The following is an 18259-nucleotide window of genomic DNA, read 5'->3' on the forward strand; positions in this document are numbered from 1 at the left end:
ATGAGCGCCAAACCCCCCGCGATATTCCTGATGGGCCCGACTGCGGCGGGCAAGACCGACCTTGCCATCGAACTGACCAAGGTGTTGCCGTGCGAGCTGATCAGTGTCGATTCGGCGCTGGTCTACCGTGGCATGGACATCGGCAGCGCCAAGCCGTCGAAAGAGATCCTCGCCGCCCATCCGCACCGGCTGATCGACATCCTCGACCCGGCCGAAAGCTATTCGGCCGCCGATTTTCGTCGTGATGCCCTGGAGGCCATGGCCGAGATCACCGCGCGCGGCAAGATTCCGCTGCTGGTCGGCGGCACCATGCTTTATTACAAGGCATTGCTCGAAGGCCTGGCGGACATGCCGGCGGCCGACCCGCACGTGCGTGCCGAGCTCGAAGAGCAGGTTCAGCGCCTGGGTTTGCACGCCCTGCACCAGCAACTGGCGGCGGTCGACCCGGAGTCGGCGGCGCGTATTCATCCCAATGACCCGCAGCGGCTGATCCGCGCGCTGGAGGTTTACCGGGTCAGCGGCCTGACGATGACCGAACATCGTCAGCGTCAATCCGCGCAAAGTAGCGCCGCAGGCGCGTCCGCAGCGGGACAATTGCCCTATACTGTCGCCAGCCTGGCCATTGCGCCAACCGATCGGCACATACTGCACGAGCGGATTGCGCTACGATTCGGGCAAATGCTGGAACAGGGCTTCGTTGACGAGGTCCGATTGCTGCGAGCCAGAAGTGACTTGCACGCGGGGCTGCCGTCTATACGGGCGGTTGGTTATCGCCAGGTCTGGGATCACCTTGATGGCAAGTTGACTTCAGTTGAAATGCAGGAGCGCGGCATTATTGCCACTCGCCAACTGGCGAAGCGGCAGTTCACCTGGTTGCGTAGTTGGGCTGACCTGCACTGGCTGGACAGCCTGGACTGCGACAATCTGTCTCGCACCTTGAAATACCTTGGATCGGTCTCCATATTGAGCTGAGTCCTTGCAATTGCCGTCTATCCTTGGGGTGGGGCGGCTTGAGCCATCAGTTTTTCTTTGATTTTTTTACTATTGATCCTTACAGGAGTGCGGCATATGTCAAAAGGGCATTCGCTACAAGACCCTTACTTGAATACTTTGAGAAAAGAAAAAGTTGGGGTTTCGATCTATCTGGTTAACGGCATCAAGCTGCAAGGCACGATCGAATCCTTCGACCAGTTCGTGATTCTGCTGAAGAACACCGTCAGCCAGATGGTTTACAAACACGCCATCTCGACAGTTGTCCCTGTGCGTCCGATCCGTCTGCCTAGCGCAACCGAATCCGAGCAAGGCGACGCTGAGCCAGGTAACGCCTGATAGGAGTCTGCTTTGTTCTTTGAGCGCCACGGTGGTGGTGAACGGGCAGTCCTCGTTCACTTGGAAGGTCAGAACCCTGAGGCGCGCGAAGATCCGCAGGAGTTTCAGGAGCTGGCACTGTCGGCTGGGGCCGATATTGTCGCGTTCGCCAATGTGGCGCGACATCAGCCCACCGCCAAATACCTGATTGGCAGCGGCAAGGTCGAAGAATTGCGCGACCTGGTCAACGCCGAACAGGTAGATTTGGTGATTTTCAATCACACCCTCACCCCCAGTCAGGAACGTAACCTCGAACGAGTCTTCGAGTGTCGCGTGCTTGACCGCACCGGTCTGATTCTCGATATCTTCGCCCAGCGGGCGCGTACCCATGAAGGCAAGCTGCAGGTCGAACTGGCCCAGCTCGAGCACATGAGCACGCGGCTGGTACGTGGCTGGACTCACCTTGAGCGGCAAAAAGGCGGTATCGGCCTGCGCGGCCCGGGTGAAACCCAACTGGAAACCGACCGCCGCCTGCTGCGGGTACGCCTGCGCCAGATCAAGGCGCGCCTGGAGAAGGTCCGCAGCCAGCGTGAGCAGGCTCGTCGTGGCCGTAAACGGGCGGATATCCCTTCGGTTTCCCTGGTCGGCTACACCAACGCCGGCAAATCCACGCTGTTCAACGCCCTGACCCAGTCCGAGGTCTACGCTGCCGACCAGTTGTTCGCGACCCTCGACCCGACCTTGCGCCGGCTCGAGCTCGACGACCTCGGGCCGATCGTGCTGGCCGACACCGTGGGCTTCATTCGTCACCTGCCGCACAAGCTGGTCGAGGCATTTCGGGCTACGCTCGAAGAGTCGAGCAACTCCGACCTGCTGCTGCACGTGATCGACGCCCATGAGCCTGAGCGCATGGCGCAGATCGAGCAGGTCATGGCGGTACTGGGAGAGATCGGTGCAGAAGGCTTGCCGATCCTCGAGGTCTATAACAAACTCGACCTGCTTGAAGGCGTCGAGCCGCAGATTCAGCGCGATGCCGATGGCAAGCCGCAACGGGTCTGGGTCTCGGCCCGCGATGGTCGGGGGCTGGAGCTGGTGGGGCAGGCGGTCGCCGAATTGCTGGGGGATGACCTGTTTGTCGGTACCTTGCGCCTTGAGCAGCGTTTTGCCCGGCTGCGCGCGCAGTTCTTTGAACTGGGTGCGGTGCAGAGCGAAGAGCACGACGATGAAGGCAGCAGCCTGCTGGCTGTGCGACTGCCGCGGGTGGAGTTGAACCGCCTGGTCAGCCGCGAAGGTTTGCAGCCGCTGGAGTTCATCGAGCAACATACTTTGCAATAAATGCCCGGCGACGCGGTCGGGCAGCCGTGACAGGCATTCTGTAGCATTGGACGGCGCGCCGTGGGCGCGTCTTTGCTTTATCAGATGGAGAGCGCTATGGCTTGGAATGAGCCGGGTGGCAACTCGAACAATCAGGATCCGTGGGGCGGGCGCCGTGGTGGCGACAAGAAAGGGCCACCGGATCTCGACGAGGCCTTCCGCAAGCTGCAGGACAGCCTGAACGGCATGTTCGGCAGTGGCAAGAAACGCGGTGGTGATGGCGGCATCGGCAAGGGCGGTGGCTTCGGCCTGCTCGGTATCGGTCTCGCCGTGCTTGCAGCTATCTGGCTGTACAGCGCCGTGTACGTGGTCGACGAACAGGAGCAGGCAGTCGTGCTGCGCTTCGGCAAATACTACGAAACCGTAGGGCCGGGCCTGAACATCTACTTCCCGCCGATCGATCGCAAGTACATGGAGAACGTTACCCGCGAACGTGCCTATACCAAGCAGGGGCAGATGCTGACCGAAGACGAGAACATCGTCGAGGTGCCGCTGACCGTGCAGTACAAGATCACCAACCTGCAGGATTTCGTGCTGAACGTCGATCAGCCTGAAGTCAGCCTGCAGCACGCGACCGACAGCGCTCTGCGTCATGTGGTGGGTTCCACCGCAATGGACAAGGTACTGACCGAAGGTCGTGAGCAGATGGCCGTGGAAATCAAGGAGCGCCTGCAGCGTTTCCTCGATACCTACCGTACCGGTATCACCGTCACCCAGGTCAACGTACAGAGCGCGGCAGCCCCGCGTGAAGTGCAGGAAGCCTTCGACGACGTGATCCGTGCCCGTGAAGACGAGCAGCGTGCCCGCAACCAGGCCGAGTCCTACGCCAATGGCGTGGTGCCAGAAGCCCGTGGTCAGGCCCAGCGGATCATCGAGGACGCCAACGGTTACCGCGACGAAGTCGTCTCGCGCGCCAAGGGTGAGGCCGACCGCTTCACCAAGCTGGTCGCCGAGTACCGCAAGGCCCCTGAAGTGACCCGTCAGCGCTTGTACCTGGACACCATGCAGGAAGTCTACAGCAACACCAGCAAGGTCCTGGTCTCCGGCAAGGACGGTCAGAGCAACCTGCTGTACCTGCCGCTCGACAAGATGATCCAGAACAGTGGTTCGCGTATTGCGCCGACCACCAGCGCTGCGCCTTCGGCCAACGCTGATGCGGCCCGTGCGGCGGAACTGCAACAGCAGCAAACACAGTTGCGTACTAGGGAGAGCCGCTGATGAGCAATAAATCGCTGATCGCCCTGATCGTGGCCGTGGTGCTGGGGATCGTGGCCTGGAACAGCTTCTACATCGTGGCCCAGACCGAGCGTGCGGTACTCCTGCAATTTGGTCGTGTGGTCCAGGCTGATGTCCAGCCCGGCCTGCATGTGAAGGTTCCTTACGTCAACCAGGTGCGCAAGTTCGACGCCCGCCTGATGACCCTGGACGCCCCGACCCAGCGCTTCCTGACCCTGGAAAAGAAAGCGGTGATGGTCGATGCCTACGCCAAGTGGCGGGTCAAGGATGCCGAGCGTTTCTACACTGCAACCTCGGGCCTCAAGCAGATTGCCGACGAACGTCTGTCGCGCCGTCTGGAAAGCGGCCTGCGTGACCAGTTCGGTAAACGCACCCTGCACGAAGTGGTCTCCGGTGAACGTGACGCGCTGATGGCTGACATCACTGCCTCGTTGAACCGCATGGCCAGCAAGGAGCTGGGTATTGAAGTGGTCGACGTTCGCGTTAAGGCCATCGACCTGCCCAAGGAAGTCAACCGCAGCGTGTTCGAGCGCATGAGCACCGAGCGTGAGCGTGAAGCCCGCGAGCACCGTGCCAAGGGTAACGAGCTGGCTGAAGGCATTCGTGCCGACGCCGATCGTCAGCGCCGGGTTCTGCTGGCCGAAGCCTACCGGGAATCGGAAGAAACCCGCGGTGACGGTGATGCCCAGGCGGCGTCGATCTACGCCAAGGCCTACGGTCAGGACCAGGACTTCTACGCGTTCTATCGCAGCCTCAAGGCTTACCGCGAGAGCTTTGCCGACAAGAGCGATGTGCTGGTGCTCGATCCGAGCAGCGACTTCTTCCGCTTCATGGGCAAGTCCAAGCCATAAGCATCTACCCCGCCGGGCGGCTAAAACGCCTGGCGGGGTGATCCCGCGAGAAAACGGGTGTATGATGCGGCAGCCGGGAAATTCCCGGCTTTTTTGCGTCTGCAAGATCGAACGGTTCAAACCCGGTTCGGGTCTACAGAGCAGCCCAAGGTATTCGAGGGTATAGGCACGGCGGTAGCGCTGGAATCGGTGCTGCGCGCCATTGTTTGCCGATACCTGCTTCACTCAAGGCTCGCCCGTGGGCAAGCCGCCCGGACCATAGGGGAAATGGCGTAATGGCAACGGTAGACCGCTGGCTGCTGCCAGATGGCATCGAAGAAGTACTGCCACCTGAGGCGGCGCGCATCGAGATCGCGCGTCGGCAGGTGTTGGATCTGTTCCAGAGCTGGGGTTATGACTTTGTCGTGACCCCGCATATCGAGTACCTGGAATCGCTGCTCACCGGTGCCGGCCAGGACCTGGACCTGCGGACCTTCAAGGTCATCGACCCGCAATCGGGCCGGCAGATGGGTTTCCGTGCCGACATCACTCCACAGGTTGCGCGCATCGATGCGCATACCCTGCGTCGTGAAGGCCCGAGCCGCCTGTGCTATGCCGGCAGCGTGCTGCACGCCTTGCCGCGGGCGTTGTCGACGTCGCGCAGCCCGATCCAGCTCGGTGCCGAGCTGTACGGCGACGCCAGCCCGGTCAGCGACGTCGAAGTGATCAGCCTGATGCTGGCCATGCTGCAACTGGCCGATGTGCCGGACGTGCACATGGACCTCGGTCATGTCGGTATCTACCGTGGCCTGGCTCGCGCCGCCGGTCTGTCCGGAGCAATCGAGCAGCAGTTGTTCGATGCCCTGCAGCGCAAGGCCGTCGACGAAGTGATCGAGCTGACTGCCAAGCTGCCAGCGGACCTCGCCGCTATGTTGCGCTCGCTCACCGAGCTGTGCGGTGGCCGTGAAGTGCTGGCCGAGGCGCGCGTGCGCCTGGGGCGTGCACCGGCTGCGGTACTGGCGGCACTGGATGACCTGATGGCGATCGCCGAGCGGCTGGCCACGCGTTATCCCGGGCTGCCGCTGTATTTTGACCTGGGCGAGTTGCGCGGCTACCACTACCACACCGGTGTGGTGTTTGCCGCGTTCGTCCCGGGTGTCGGTCAGTCGATCGCCCAGGGCGGTCGTTACGACGACATCGGAGCGGACTTTGGCCGGGCACGCCCGGCCACCGGTTTCTCCACGGATTTGAAGACCCTGGTCACACTGGGGCGAGCCGAGGTGGTATTGCCGTCTGGCGGGATCTGGATGCCCGACAGCAGCGATGCGGCACTCTGGCAGTTGGTCTGCCAATTGCGCAGTGAAGGTCAGCGGGTGGTTCAGGCCTTGCCTGGGCAGCCATTGACTGCCGCCGTAGAGGCGGATTGCGATCGGCAATTGATTCAGCAAAACGGGCTTTGGCAGGTTCTGCCGCTGGCCATTTGAGATTCCCCGCCGGCACGAGCCGGCGCCAAGTTTGCGCGAATGAGGACAAGTGTTATGGGTAAGAATGTCGTAGTCCTGGGCACCCAGTGGGGTGATGAGGGCAAAGGCAAGATCGTTGATCTGCTGACCGAACATGCTGCCGCCGTAGTGCGCTACCAGGGGGGCCACAACGCAGGCCACACCCTGGTGATCGACGGTGAGAAGACCGTGCTGCACCTGATCCCGTCGGGCGTGCTGCGCGAAGGCGTGCAGTGCCTGATCGGCAACGGCGTGGTGGTAGCACCGGACGCCCTGCTGCGTGAAATCAACAAGCTCGAAGAGAAAGGCGTACCGGTGCGCGAGCGCCTGCGCATCAGCCCTTCCTGCCCGCTGATCCTGTCCTACCACGTGGCCCTCGACCAGGCTCGTGAAAAAGCCCGTGGCGAGCAGAAGATCGGCACCACCGGTCGCGGCATCGGCCCGGCCTACGAAGACAAGGTTGCCCGTCGCGGCCTGCGCATCGGTGACCTGTTCCACCGCGAGCGTTTCGCTGCCAAGCTCGGCGAGCTGCTGGACTACCACAACTTCGTGCTGGTCAATTACTACAAAGAACCTGCAATCGATTTCCAGAAGACCCTGGACGAGTGCATGGAATACGCCGAGCTGCTCAAGCCGATGATGCTCGACGTCACCGCCGAGCTGCACAACCTGCGTCGCGCCGGCAAGGACATCATGTTCGAAGGCGCCCAGGGCTCGCTGCTGGACATCGACCACGGTACCTACCCGTTCGTGACCAGTTCCAACACCACCGCTGGCGGCATCGCTACCGGTTCGGGCGTTGGCCCTATGTACCTGGACTACATCCTCGGTATCACCAAGGCCTACACCACCCGCGTTGGCTCGGGCCCGTTCCCGACCGAACTGTTCGATGACGTCGGTGCCTTCCTGGCCAAGCGTGGTCACGAGTTCGGCGCCACCACCGGTCGCGCCCGCCGTTGCGGCTGGTTCGATGCCGTGATCCTGCGTCGCGCCATCGACGTCAACAGCATCTCCGGCCTGTGCCTGACCAAGCTGGACGTACTCGACGGCCTGGAAACCATCCGTATCTGCGTTGGCTACAAGAACGAGAACGGTGCGGTCATCGATGCCCCGACCGACGCCGACAGCTACATCGGCCTGGAGCCGGTGTACGAAGAAATGCCGGGCTGGAGCGAGTCGACCCTGGGTGCCAAGACCCTGGAAGAACTGCCGGCCAACGCCCGTGCCTACATCAAGCGTGTGGAAGAGCTGGTCGGCGCGCCGATCGACATCATCTCCACCGGCCCGGACCGCAACGAGACCATCGTGCTGCGTCATCCGTTCGCCTGATTCGCGACTGATGTAAAGACAAAGGCCCCTTGATAGGGGCCTTTGTCGTTTCTGTCGGCTGATCGGCACAACCTTTGCTGTAAGAATCACTCCAGTGGTGCCATCACTTTAATGGCCCCAGAAGTAGAGGGTTCTTTCGTGTCCGCCGTTCTCTCACTGTTACGAAGCCGCCTGTTGCGGCCTGTCTTTGTTGCCCTCGGTATCGCTCTTTTGGTGCAAGTGCTGGTCGCGGTCGCGCTGACCCGGAGCACGGTCACAGCCCTTGAGGCCGATCTGGGCAAGCGTCTGGCCGCCGACAGCCAGCAACTTTCCGCCGAGCTTGAGCAGGCCGGGCGCGAAGTCAGCTCCGGGCTCGACAGCCTCTCCGCCAGTACCCGCCAGCGCCTGACCGCAGGTTTGTCCACGCGTTTGCAGGATGAGCAGGCGCAGTTGCGCGCGACCCTGGAAAAGAACCTCAAGGATTCGGCCAACGACATGGCCGAACTGCTCGCCTCGGTGGCGCCACGGGCCATGTGGGATAACGACGTGCCGACCCTGTCGGAGTTCTCCCGCCGGGCCCAGCGCAATCCTAGCGTGCTGTTCGTGGTGTACGACGACGCCCAGGGTCAGCACTTGACCCGCTACCTCAACCGGCAGAACCCGATCAACCAGGCGCTGCTGGAAAAGGGCCAGGGCGAGCGGGCGCTGGACAAGGTACTGGACGCCGCGCGCAACGACCCTTCGGTGTACTTCGTCGAGGCCTCGATCAACCCTAACGGGGTCGAGATCGGCAAGGTATTGATGGGCGTTTCCACGGCCGTGGTCGACCACGAGCTGGTGGCGCTGGACAAGCGCTTCTCGGCGTTGATCGCCAGCGGTGATCAGTTGGTCGGCGACAGCCTGGTGGGTGCCGCCGCCGACAGCAACAAGGCTTTGCGCGCGCGCCTGGAGGCAGCGCAGGGCAGTGCTGCCGGTATGCAGGCCAACACCTCGCAAAGCGTTCAGGACGCGGCCGCGACCCTGCGCTGGAACATCGGCGTGGGGCTGGCCCTGGTCGGCCTGGGCGTGCTGCTGGTGGTCGCCGTGGTGCTGGGGCGGCGCGTGGTCAACAAGCTGCGCCTGCTGATTGCGGCACTGAACGACCTGGCGGCGGGTGAGGGTGATCTGACCAAGCGTGTTTCCATCGACAGTCGCGACGAGATCGGCGACATGGCGGCGGCGGTCAACCAGTTCGTCGCCAAGCTGCAGCCTATTGTGCGTGAGGCTGGCGAAGTGGCCCAGCGTACCGGCATCGAGATCGGCGCCATGACCCAGCGCAATGCCGGCGCCGATGCTGCTGCCGAGCTGCAGCGTGATGAAGTTGCCGCCAGCCTGCGCGACCTGTCGAGTATGGCCGATGAGGCCCAGGCCGAAAGCCAGGCGATGCAATCGGCCCTGCAGCAGGTGGTGGATATTCGCCAGGCCACCGACGAGAACAGCCGCACTTCCACCCAGGTGGCCAAGCTTATCGAAGACCTGGCCGGGCAGGTCGAGACCGGCTCCAAGGTCATCGAGCGCCTGGCCCAGCAAAGTGAGCAGATCGAGGTGGTGCTGACGGTAATTCACGGCATTGCCGAACAGACCAACCTGCTGGCGCTCAACGCTGCCATCGAAGCGGCGCGCGCCGGGGAAACCGGGCGCGGTTTTGCCGTGGTGGCCGATGAGGTGCGAGCACTGGCGAGTAAGACCCAAAGCTCGACCGGCGATATCCAGGCGCACATCGGCGCATTGCAGCAGGGCGCCAAAGAGGCAGTGGCGGCGATCAGCCAGGCCGGGCGCCAGGCTAGCGAAGGCCTGCTGGTGCTGCGCGACAACGCGCGCTTGCAGCAATCGGTGCAGGCATCGGTTGAGCAGGTGCATGCGGCGATTGGCCTGGCTACCCGTGCGGCCGAGCAGCAGGCTCATGGCGCGCAGGCCGTGCGTGGTCGGGTGCAGACCATTCACGCCCAGGCCGAGCGGGCTGCCGAGGTGGTGCTGCAAACCACCGCCAGCAGCAAGGTGCTCGATGACCTGGCGGCGCAGCTCAAGGCCAGCCTGGGGCAGTTCCGCGCGTGAGAGTAATCGCGGGGCAAGTCGAGTCGTCGCACCGCCGCTCCCAAGGTGGGAGCGGCGGTGCGACGACTCGACTTGCCCCGCGATGCTTTTCAGGTATCACGCGCGGTTCAGATACATCCGCGTGGTCAGCAGGTACACCGGCAGCCCCGACACCAGGATCAGCAACGCCGCATAGGGCGCTGCCGCCGCGAACTCGACGTTGGCGGTATGCGCCCACACTTCGGTGGCCAGGGTGGTCATGCCGGTCGGGCTGAGCAGCAGGGTTGCGGTCAGCTCCTTCATGGCGTCCAGGAACACCAGTGCGAACGCCGCCGCCAGGGCCGGGAAGATGATCGGCAGGGTCACCCGGCAAAACGCCGTGAACTGGGTTGCGCCCAAGGTGCGGGCGGCTTCTTCGAGCTGCGGCGCCGCCTTGTTCAAGGCCGTGCGCACCGGCGCCTGGGCCAGGGGCAGGAACAGCAACGCGTAGGCCAGCAGCAACAAGCCAGTGGTCTGGTACAGCGCCGGCACATAGTGCAGGGCGAAGTACACCAGGGTCAGGGCGATCACCAGGCCGGGCAGGGCGTGCAGCAGGTACGGCAGGCGTTCGGCCCAGATCGCCAGGCGTCCCTTGTAGCGCACCACCAGGAAACTCACCGGCAGTGCCAGCAGCAAGCTCAATCCGGCACCACCCAGCGATAGCGACAACGATGAGAACAGCGCGCGACTGATATCGGCCACCGGAAAGGCCGCCGACGAACCAACGCTCAGCCAGTAACCGAGCATGCCCAGTGGAATACCGCTGCCCAGCAGCGCCAGGACCAGGCAGTACAGCTGCCCGACCGGCATCCACCCGCGCAGGCGAATCGGCGCACCGCGACGCGCCACGCCCTGGCCGATGCGCACATGGCGGGCCTTGCCGCGCACACGCAGCTCCAGCCAGAGCATCAGCAGGCACATGAACAACAGCACTGCCGAGAGCATCGCGGCGTTGGCGTTGCTGAACTCCAGCTCAAATTGCTGGTAGATCGCCGTGGTAAAGGTCTGCAGGCCGAGGATCGACAGGGCGCCGAATTCCACCAGCATGTGCAGGGCAATCAGCAGGCTGCCACCAATGATCGACGGCCACAGCAGTGGCAGGGTGATGCGCCAGAACACGCCCCAGCGCGTCTGCCCCAGGGTCCGTGCCGACTCTTCCAGTGAGGTATCGAGGTTGCGCAGGGTCGCTGCAACCGGCAGGAACACCAGTGGGTACTTGGACAGGCTCATCACCAGGATGGCACCGCCCAGGCCTTCGAAGCGCGGGCTCAGCGACACCCAGGTAAAGCCGCTGACAAAGGCTGGCACGGCAAACGGCAGGCACAGGATCACGCCCCACAGGCGCCGTCCGGGCAGGTCACTGCGTTCCAGCAACCAGGCCAGGGATACACCCAAGGCCATGCAGGCCAGGGTGACGCCGGCCATCAGCATCAGGGTGTTGCGCATCAGGCCCCAGACGAACGGGCGCCAGAGCAAGTGCAAGGCTTCGCGCCAGCCGGCTTCCCAGGTTTTCAGCGCCACGTACAGCAGCGGCAGCAGGCTCAGCCCGACCAGCAGCAGCACCGGCAGCACCACCCAGATCGACGGGCGCTTGCGCTTGGGAATATAACGGCTGGCCAGTGCGACCGCGGGCAGGGCTGCGCTCATTACAGCAGGCCAACTTCGCGTTCGAGTTCCAGGGCTTCTTCAGCGTTACCCAGGTCGGCCGGGGTGATTTTTGGCGGACGCAGGTCTTCGAAGGGCTTCAGGCCCTGGTCCGAGACCATGCCTTTATGCAGCGGATACTCGGCGGTGGTCTGGGTGATTACCCGCTGGCCTTCTTCGCTGGCCATCCAGGCCAGCAGGGCCTGGGCTTCTTTCGGGTGCTTGCTGGCTTTTACCGCCGCGGCGCTGGAGATGGTCACCAGGCCACCGACGTCGCCGTCGGCCAGGTAATAGAGTTTCGAATCCAGCTGGCCGCGCTCTTTCTTCAGGGCGTACCAGTAGTAATTGTTGACCAGCACGGCCGCCACTTCGCCATTCTCCACGGCTTTGAGCGCAACCATATTGTTGGTGTAGGTCTTGCCGAAGGCTTTGAGGCCGGTCAGCCATTCTTCGGCGGCCTCGCGACCGTGCAGCTTGAGGATGGCCACGGCCTGTTCCTGGAAGGCGCCGCTGGTCGGCACGAAACCGATCTTGCCGTCCCACTCGGGGTCGGCAAAGTCCATCACTGAAGGTGGCAGGTCTTTCTCGTCGATTACCTTGGGGTTGAAGGCGACCACGCGGGTGCGTGCGGTAACGCCCATCCAGGTACCGTTGGCGGCGACGTATTCCTTGGGCAGGACCTGCAGGGTCGAATCATCGATCTTGGCCAGCAGGCCCAGTTCGCCGAGGTTGTTCAGCGGTGGCGATTCTTCGGTGTAGATGACGTCGGCGGGGGAGCGATCACCTTCTTCGATGATCTGGCTGGCCAGCTGGTTGCTGCTGCCCTTGCGGATATTGATGTGGATGCCGGTCTTGGCCTCGTAGGCCTTGGCGATGGCTTCACCGATTTCCTTGTGCTGGCCGTTGTACAGGGTCAGCGACACCGGGTCGGCGGCCATGGCGGCTGGGGTGCCGAGCAGCATGGCGAAAACAGAGACGGCCAGGCCGCGCAACAGGGGGTTATTGCGGAACGTCATGCGGGTACTTCCTCGCTTGCGGCTACATATCTGGAAACAATGATAATCGATATCGCTTCTCAAATGCCCTTGTGAGGGAAAATTCATGAGCAGGCTATCGGTCGTTTCGGGATTGCAGGCGAGGAAAAGGGTAGGGCAGAAACGAAAAAACCCGCTTTCGCGGGTTTGATCTGAATTGGTGCCCAGAAGAAGACTCGAACTTCCACGACCGTAAGGTCACCAGCACCTGAAGCTGGCGTGTCTACCAATTTCACCATCTGGGCAAAATGAAGCGGTGTAGCTTGTAACGAAAACAGTGTAGCGTGTTGCAGTAAATCTCAGAAGCCAGCGGCAGTTCTAAGATTTGAAATTGGTGCCCAGAAGAAGACTCGAACTTCCACGACCGTAAGGTCACCAGCACCTGAAGCTGGCGTGTCTACCAATTTCACCATCTGGGCATTTCGCTGAGGAACATGATGCTTCACATCGTGCTGCTTCTCAACTATAACGACGGTGTCCGTCGTTGTGGTGCGCACTATACGGATGCTCCTGAGAGCTGTAAACCCCCGTTCAGAAAAAATCTTAAAAAATTCAAGTCGTTGTTCCTTATGATGGTTTTGGCAGCATCCAGGGGGCTCTGACAGGGCTGTCCAAGCCTGAAATTTCCGGTTTCAATACGCCTATGCCAAACTAACCCTTATATAGACAAGGTGAACCCCTCCTAATGGCCGATTGGCAGACCCTCGATCCCGAGGCCGCTCGTGAAGCGGAAAAATACGAAAACCCTATTCCTAGCCGTGAGCTGATCCTCCAGCGTCTGGACGAGCGCGGCTCGCCGGCAGCCCGTGAGCAGCTGGTCGAAGAGTTCGGCCTGACCACCGAAGACCAGATCGAAGCCCTGCGCCGCCGTCTGCGCGCGATGGAGCGTGACGGCCAGCTGATCTATACCCGGCGCGGCACTTATGCCCCGGTAGACAAGCTCGACCTGATCCTCGGCCGCATCGCCGGCCACCGTGACGGCTTTGGCTTCCTGATCCCGGATGACGGCAGCGACGACCTGTTCCTGAGCCCTGCGCAAATGCGCCTGGTGTTCGATGGCGACCGCGCCCTGGCCCGGGTTTCCGGCCTGGATCGCCGTGGCCGCCGCGAAGGCGTGGTGGTCGAAGTGATCTCCCGCGCCCACGAAAGCATCGTTGGCCGCTACTTCGAAGAAGGCGGTATCGGCTTTGTCACCCCCGACAACCCCAAGGTCCAGCAAGAAGTGCTGATCACCCCGGGGCGTAACGGCGGTGCCAAGATCGGCCAGTTCGTCGAAGTCAAGATCACCCACTGGCCGACCCCGCGCTTCCAGCCCCAGGGCGACGTTACCGAAGTGATCGGCAACTACATGGCCCCGGGTATGGAAATCGACGTTGCCCTGCGCAGCTACGACATTCCGCACGTCTGGCCAGAAGCGGTGATCAAGGAAGCGCGCAAGCTCAAGCCGGAAGTCGAAGAGAAAGACAAAGAGCACCGCGTCGACCTGCGTCACCTGCCGTTCGTCACCATTGACGGCGAAGACGCCCGCGACTTCGACGATGCGGTGTACTGCGAGAGCCTGGGCAAGTTGCGCCTGTTCTCCGGTGGCTGGCGCCTGTACGTGGCGATTGCCGACGTTTCCAGCTACGTGCGCCTGGGCTCTGCCCTGGATGCCGAAGCCCAGGTGCGCGGCAACTCGGTGTACTTCCCCGAGCGCGTGGTACCGATGCTGCCTGAAGAGCTGTCCAACGGCCTGTGCTCGCTGAACCCGCACGTCGACCGGCTGGCGATGGTCTGTGAAATGACCATCAACAAGTCCGGGCAGATGGTCGATTACCAGTTCTATGAAGCGGTGATCCACTCCCATGCACGCCTGACCTACAACAAGGTCAGCAGCATGCTCGAACACGCTCGTACCCGCGAAGGCAAGGCCCTGCGCGAGCAGTACAGCGAAGTGGTGCCGGACCTCAAGCAGCTCTATGCGCTGTACAAGGTGCTGCTGGCGGCCCGTCATACCCGTGGCGCGATCGACTTCGAAACCCAGGAAACCCGGATCATCTTCGGTTCCGAGCGCAAGATCGCCGAAATTCGCCCGACCGTGCGCAACGACGCTCACAAGCTGATCGAAGAGTGCATGCTGGCGGCCAACGTGGCCACCGCCGAGTTCCTCAAGAAGCACGAAATTCCGGCCCTGTACCGTGTTCACGACGGCCCGCCACCGGAGCGCCTGGAAAAACTGCGCGCCTTCCTCGGCGAGCTGGGCTTGTCCCTGCACAAGGGCAAGGACGGTCCGTCGCCCAAGGATTACCAGGCATTGTTGGCGAGCATCGCCGACCGCCCGGATTTCCACCTGATCCAGACCGTGATGCTGCGCTCGCTGAGCCAGGCGGTGTACAGCGCCGACAACAACGGCCACTTCGGCCTGAACTACGAGGCGTACACCCACTTCACCTCGCCGATCCGCCGCTACCCGGACCTGCTGACCCACCGGGCGATCCGCAGCGTGATCCGTTCGCGTCAGGAAACCCCGCACGTCAAGCGTGCCGGTGCCATGAGCATCCCCAAGGCGCGTATCTACCCGTACGACGAGGCGACCCTGGAGCAGCTCGGCGAGCAGTGCTCGATGAGCGAGCGGCGTGCCGACGAGGCCACCCGTGACGTGGTCAACTGGCTCAAGTGCGAGTACATGAAAGACCGCGTCGGCGAGAGCTTCCCGGGTGTGATCACCGCGGTGACCGGCTTTGGCCTGTTCGTCGAACTGACCGACATCTACGTCGAAGGCATGGTCCATGTCAGTGCCCTGCCGGGCGACTACTACCACTTCGACCCTGTGCACCACCGCCTGGCCGGTGAGCGTACCGGGCGCAGCTTCCGCCTGGGCGATACCGTCGAAGTGCGGGTGATGCGCGTCGATCTCGAGCAGCGCAAGATCGACTTCGAGATGGCCGAGAACACCCTCAAGGCGCCGATTGGCCGCAAGCAGCGTGGTGAAGGTGTGCGCCCGCAAGACGGCAAGCCGGTGCCGGTGCTCGACAAGAAGGCCGAGGCGCCGGCCAAGGCTGCAGAGCCTGCCCGTCGCAGCCGCAAGAACGAAACTGCCGAAGCCTATTTCCCAGCCAATGCCGTGGCCAACAACGCCGAAGTGCGCAAGAGCCGGGAAATGAAAAAGGCCTTGATGTCCGATGCCAAGCACGCAGGCGGCAAGCCTGCGTCGAAGTCGGGCAAATCGGAAAAACCGAGCAAGCATCGTAAAGGGCCGCCGAAAGCCGGCTCCGCGTCACGTAAACCCAAGGCCAAGTCATGAGTCAGTTGGAAAAAATCTACGGCGTGCATGCCGTGGAAGCCCTGTTGCGTCACCACCCCAAGCGGGTCAAGCAGATCTGGCTGTCCGAAGGCCGTAGCGAGCCGCGCCTGCAGGCGCTGCTGGAGCTGGCCGGGCAAAACCGCGTGGCGGTCGGCCAGGCTGAGCGCCGCGAGATGGATGCCTGGGTTGAAGGCGTGCACCAGGGCGTGGTGGCTGAAGTCAGCCCGAGCCAGGTCTGGGGAGAGGCGATGCTTGAAGAGCTGCTCGACCGCACTGAAGGCGCGCCGTTGATCCTGGTACTCGACGGCGTTACCGACCCGCACAACCTCGGCGCCTGCCTGCGCACCGCCGATGCCGCCGGCGCGCTGGCGGTGGTGGTGCCCAAAGACAAGTCGGCGACCTTGACCCCAGCGGTTCGGAAAGTGGCCTGCGGTGCGGCAGAAGTCATTCCGCTGGTGGCGGTCACCAACCTTGCGCGGACTCTGGAGAAGCTCCAGCAACGTGGCCTGTGGGTGGTCGGTACTGCGGGCGAGGCCGAGCAAGAGCTGTATCAGCAGGACCTGACCGGCCCGACCATCCTGATCATGGGCGCCGAGGGCAAGGGCATGCGCCGCTTGACCCGCGAGCACTGTGATTTTCTGGTCAAGCTGCCGATGGCAGGCAGCGTCAGCAGCCTGAACGTGTCGGTGGCGACGGGCGTGTGCCTGTTCGAGGCCGTTCGTCAGCGCCAGGCAAAGCGCCAGGCTTGATTTCGGCGTTGCATCTATCGCGGGTCCAGCCCGCTCCCACAGGTCCTTGTGGGGGCGGGCTGGACCCGCGATGCTTTTAAGGCTGTTCAAATAATCACCAATGACCTTGCTTGTCCCCCGGCGCTTCTCTACAATTGCGCCCCTTGCCATGTTGGCAGGCGTTCACGCGCCTCTTCCCAGGGCAAGACATACAAGTGTCCTTCACTCCTTGTCTGACCACTCTGGTGGCAGACTACAACCCGTAAGGAGCATTCATGCGTCATTACGAAATCATCTTTCTGGTCCACCCTGACCAGAGCGAGCAAGTCGGCGGCATGGTTGAGCGTTACACCAAGCTGATCGAAGAAGACGGCGGTAAAATCCACCGTCTGGAAGACTGGGGCCGTCGTCAACTGGCCTATGCAATCAACAATGTTCACAAGGCTCACTACGTGATGCTGAACGTTGAGTGCACCGGCAAGGCCCTGGCCGAGCTGGAAGACAACTTCCGCTACAACGATGCCGTGATCCGTAACCTGGTCATCCGTCGCGACGAAGCCGTTACCGGCCAGTCCGAGATGCTCAAGGCTGAAGAGAACCGCAGTGAGCGCCGTGAGCGTCGCGACCGTCCTGAGCACGAAAGCGCCGAAAGCGCTGATAGTGATGACAGCGACAACAGCGATAACGCTGACGAGTAATCCACGGACCTTTTGAGGAGCCTATTACATGGCACGTTTCTTCCGTCGTCGTAAATTCTGCCGCTTCACTGCTGAAGACGTGAAAGAGATCGATTACAAAGATCTCAACACCCTGAAAGCTTATGTATCCGAAACCGGCAAAATCGTTCCAAGCCGTATCACCGGTACCAAAGCTCGTTATCAGCGTCAGCTGGCTACCGCTATCAAGCGCGCCCGCTTCCTGGCCCTGCTGCCCTACACCGACAGCCACGGCCGCTGAGACCGGGTCGTCGACAAGTAGCAAAGGATAAAATGCATGCGCGCCTTGGCTGATTTCATCATGCGCGGTCGCGTGCAAGCCACCCTCGTGGTGGTGGGTTGTGCGGCTTTGCCGCTGTTGTTCTGGTTGAGTGCCGCCGCCGGGAGCCTGGTGTTCCTGCGGCGCGGTTTCAAGGACGCTTCCGGTGTCCTCGCCTGGGCTTTGTTGCCGGCGATGGCCTGGTGGTTCTTCGGCGAGCCGCGCACCTTGATGGTGTTGCTGGGTACGCTGGGTCTGGCGGCGCTGTTGCGCGCCGGGCAGTCCTGGAACCGGGTGCTGTTGTTCAGCATCGGCATGGGCCTGGTGTACGGGGTTGTACTGGGTTCGGTGTTCCGCGAACCGATTGAAGCTCTGGCTGGAGCGCTTGAAAAAGCCCTGCCGCAGATGCTCGACGGTCTCTACCAACAGTTATCGGTAGAGGAGCGGGGCCGCCTTGGAAGCCTTATTGCACCGGTGCTCGTCGGCCTGATTGCGGCGTTGTTGCAAGCCGTCAGTGTGCTGGCCCTGATGTTGGGCCGTTACTGGCAGGCGTTGTTGTATAACCCGGGTGGTTTTGGTCGCGAGTTTCAAGCGGTCAGGCTCCCCCTGGTGCCGGCGCTGGTGCTGGTGGTGCTCATGCTGGTGGGGCCGAATTTCGGTCCTGAGCTGGCGATGTTGACACCCCTGTGCAGCATTCCACTGATGTTTGCAGGGCTCGCCCTGCTGCATGGGCTGGTGGCGCAAGGACGACTGGCCAAGTTCTGGCTGGTCGGGTTGTACGTGACGCTGGTGCTGTTTATGCAGCTGACTTATCCGTTGCTCGTGGTCCTGGCCATTGTCGACAGCCTGATTGATTTTCGCGGTCGCAAGGCGCCCCCAAAAGGTGCCGATAACGATTCCGCGAACGGTGAAGGTTAAAAGTTAA

At 62.3% G+C, this 18259-nt stretch carries 15 protein-coding genes, 2 tRNA genes and 1 pseudogene; 14 read left to right on the top strand and 4 right to left on the bottom strand.

Features of this window, described 5'->3' with window-relative positions; translation table 11 throughout:
- From miaA to ACZ9A3_RS26415, 9 genes and pseudogenes are all read left to right on the top strand, one after another.
- Positions 1-972, top strand: a complete 972-nt coding sequence (miaA, locus tag ACZ9A3_RS26375; protein WP_213602624.1) for a tRNA (adenosine(37)-N6)-dimethylallyltransferase MiaA — start codon at positions 1-3, stop codon at positions 970-972.
- A gap of 96 nt (positions 973-1068) precedes the next feature.
- Positions 1069-1329 carry an RNA chaperone Hfq gene (gene hfq / locus ACZ9A3_RS26380; protein ID WP_010221594.1) on the top strand — a complete coding sequence of 87 codons (261 nt, stop codon included), beginning with the start codon at positions 1069-1071 and terminating at the stop codon, positions 1327-1329.
- Between the two features lie 12 nt (positions 1330-1341).
- A complete protein-coding gene (gene hflX, locus ACZ9A3_RS26385) occupies positions 1342-2643 on the top strand; it encodes a ribosome rescue GTPase HflX (protein WP_010221595.1) in 1302 nt (433 codons plus the stop codon).
- 96 nt (positions 2644-2739) lie between these two features.
- The gene (gene hflK / locus ACZ9A3_RS26390; protein WP_045193733.1) at positions 2740-3900 is read left to right on the top strand and encodes an FtsH protease activity modulator HflK; all 1161 of its coding nucleotides are present in this window, start codon (positions 2740-2742) and stop codon (positions 3898-3900) included.
- Positions 3900-4769 carry a protease modulator HflC gene (hflC, locus tag ACZ9A3_RS26395; protein ID WP_045193732.1) on the top strand — a complete coding sequence of 290 codons (870 nt, stop codon included), beginning with the start codon at positions 3900-3902 and terminating at the stop codon, positions 4767-4769. Before hflK ends, hflC begins: the two co-directional genes overlap by 1 nt.
- A gap of 275 nt (positions 4770-5044) precedes the next feature.
- A complete protein-coding gene (locus ACZ9A3_RS26400; RefSeq protein WP_045193730.1) occupies positions 5045-6232 on the top strand; it encodes an ATP phosphoribosyltransferase regulatory subunit in 1188 nt (395 codons plus the stop codon).
- A 54-nt stretch (positions 6233-6286) separates the two neighbouring features.
- Positions 6287-7579 carry an adenylosuccinate synthase gene (locus ACZ9A3_RS26405; protein ID WP_010221599.1) on the top strand — a complete coding sequence of 431 codons (1293 nt, stop codon included), beginning with the start codon at positions 6287-6289 and terminating at the stop codon, positions 7577-7579.
- A 954-nt stretch (positions 7580-8533) separates the two neighbouring features.
- A pseudogene (locus ACZ9A3_RS26410) lies at positions 8534-8746 on the top strand (methyl-accepting chemotaxis protein); the annotation flags it as partial.
- Between the two features lie 201 nt (positions 8747-8947).
- Entirely contained in the window at positions 8948-9652 is a 705-nt protein-coding gene (locus ACZ9A3_RS26415; RefSeq protein ID WP_408980944.1) for a methyl-accepting chemotaxis protein, read from the top strand.
- 96 nt (positions 9653-9748) lie between these two features.
- On the opposite strand, the gene ACZ9A3_RS26420 is transcribed toward ACZ9A3_RS26415, so the two are convergent.
- The 4 genes from ACZ9A3_RS26420 to ACZ9A3_RS26435 form a co-directional block, all read right to left on the bottom strand.
- Positions 9749-11317: an ABC transporter permease gene (locus ACZ9A3_RS26420; protein ID WP_258609119.1), complete on the bottom strand. Its 1569-nt coding sequence runs from the start codon at positions 11315-11317 to the stop codon at positions 9749-9751.
- Positions 11317-12330 carry an extracellular solute-binding protein gene (locus ACZ9A3_RS26425; protein WP_045196863.1) on the bottom strand — a complete coding sequence of 338 codons (1014 nt, stop codon included), beginning with the start codon at positions 12328-12330 and terminating at the stop codon, positions 11317-11319. Before ACZ9A3_RS26425 ends, ACZ9A3_RS26420 begins: the two co-directional genes overlap by 1 nt.
- A 176-nt stretch (positions 12331-12506) precedes the next feature.
- A tRNA-Leu gene (locus ACZ9A3_RS26430) sits at positions 12507-12593 on the bottom strand.
- Between the two features lie 87 nt (positions 12594-12680).
- A tRNA-Leu gene (locus tag ACZ9A3_RS26435) sits at positions 12681-12767 on the bottom strand.
- A 266-nt stretch (positions 12768-13033) separates the two neighbouring features.
- Between ACZ9A3_RS26435 and rnr the strand changes: the two genes are divergently transcribed.
- From rnr to ACZ9A3_RS26460, 5 genes are all read left to right on the top strand, one after another.
- The gene (gene rnr, locus ACZ9A3_RS26440) at positions 13034-15631 is read left to right on the top strand and encodes a ribonuclease R (protein ID WP_045196866.1); all 2598 of its coding nucleotides are present in this window, start codon (positions 13034-13036) and stop codon (positions 15629-15631) included.
- Positions 15628-16380: a 23S rRNA (guanosine(2251)-2'-O)-methyltransferase RlmB gene (gene rlmB / locus ACZ9A3_RS26445; RefSeq protein WP_045196868.1), complete on the top strand. Its 753-nt coding sequence runs from the start codon at positions 15628-15630 to the stop codon at positions 16378-16380. Before rnr ends, rlmB begins: the two co-directional genes overlap by 4 nt.
- Before the next feature lie 254 nt (positions 16381-16634).
- On the top strand, positions 16635-17057 hold the full coding sequence (gene rpsF, locus ACZ9A3_RS26450) for a 30S ribosomal protein S6 (RefSeq protein WP_045196870.1): 423 nt from the start codon (positions 16635-16637) through the stop codon (positions 17055-17057).
- A 28-nt stretch (positions 17058-17085) separates the two neighbouring features.
- The gene (gene rpsR / locus ACZ9A3_RS26455; protein WP_009403887.1) at positions 17086-17316 is read left to right on the top strand and encodes a 30S ribosomal protein S18; all 231 of its coding nucleotides are present in this window, start codon (positions 17086-17088) and stop codon (positions 17314-17316) included.
- Between the two features lie 36 nt (positions 17317-17352).
- Entirely contained in the window at positions 17353-18252 is a 900-nt protein-coding gene (locus ACZ9A3_RS26460; RefSeq protein WP_045196874.1) for a hypothetical protein, read from the top strand.
- Positions 18253-18259: the final 7 nt, after the last annotated feature.

This window comes from Pseudomonas sp. TE4620 (assembly GCF_056279045.1).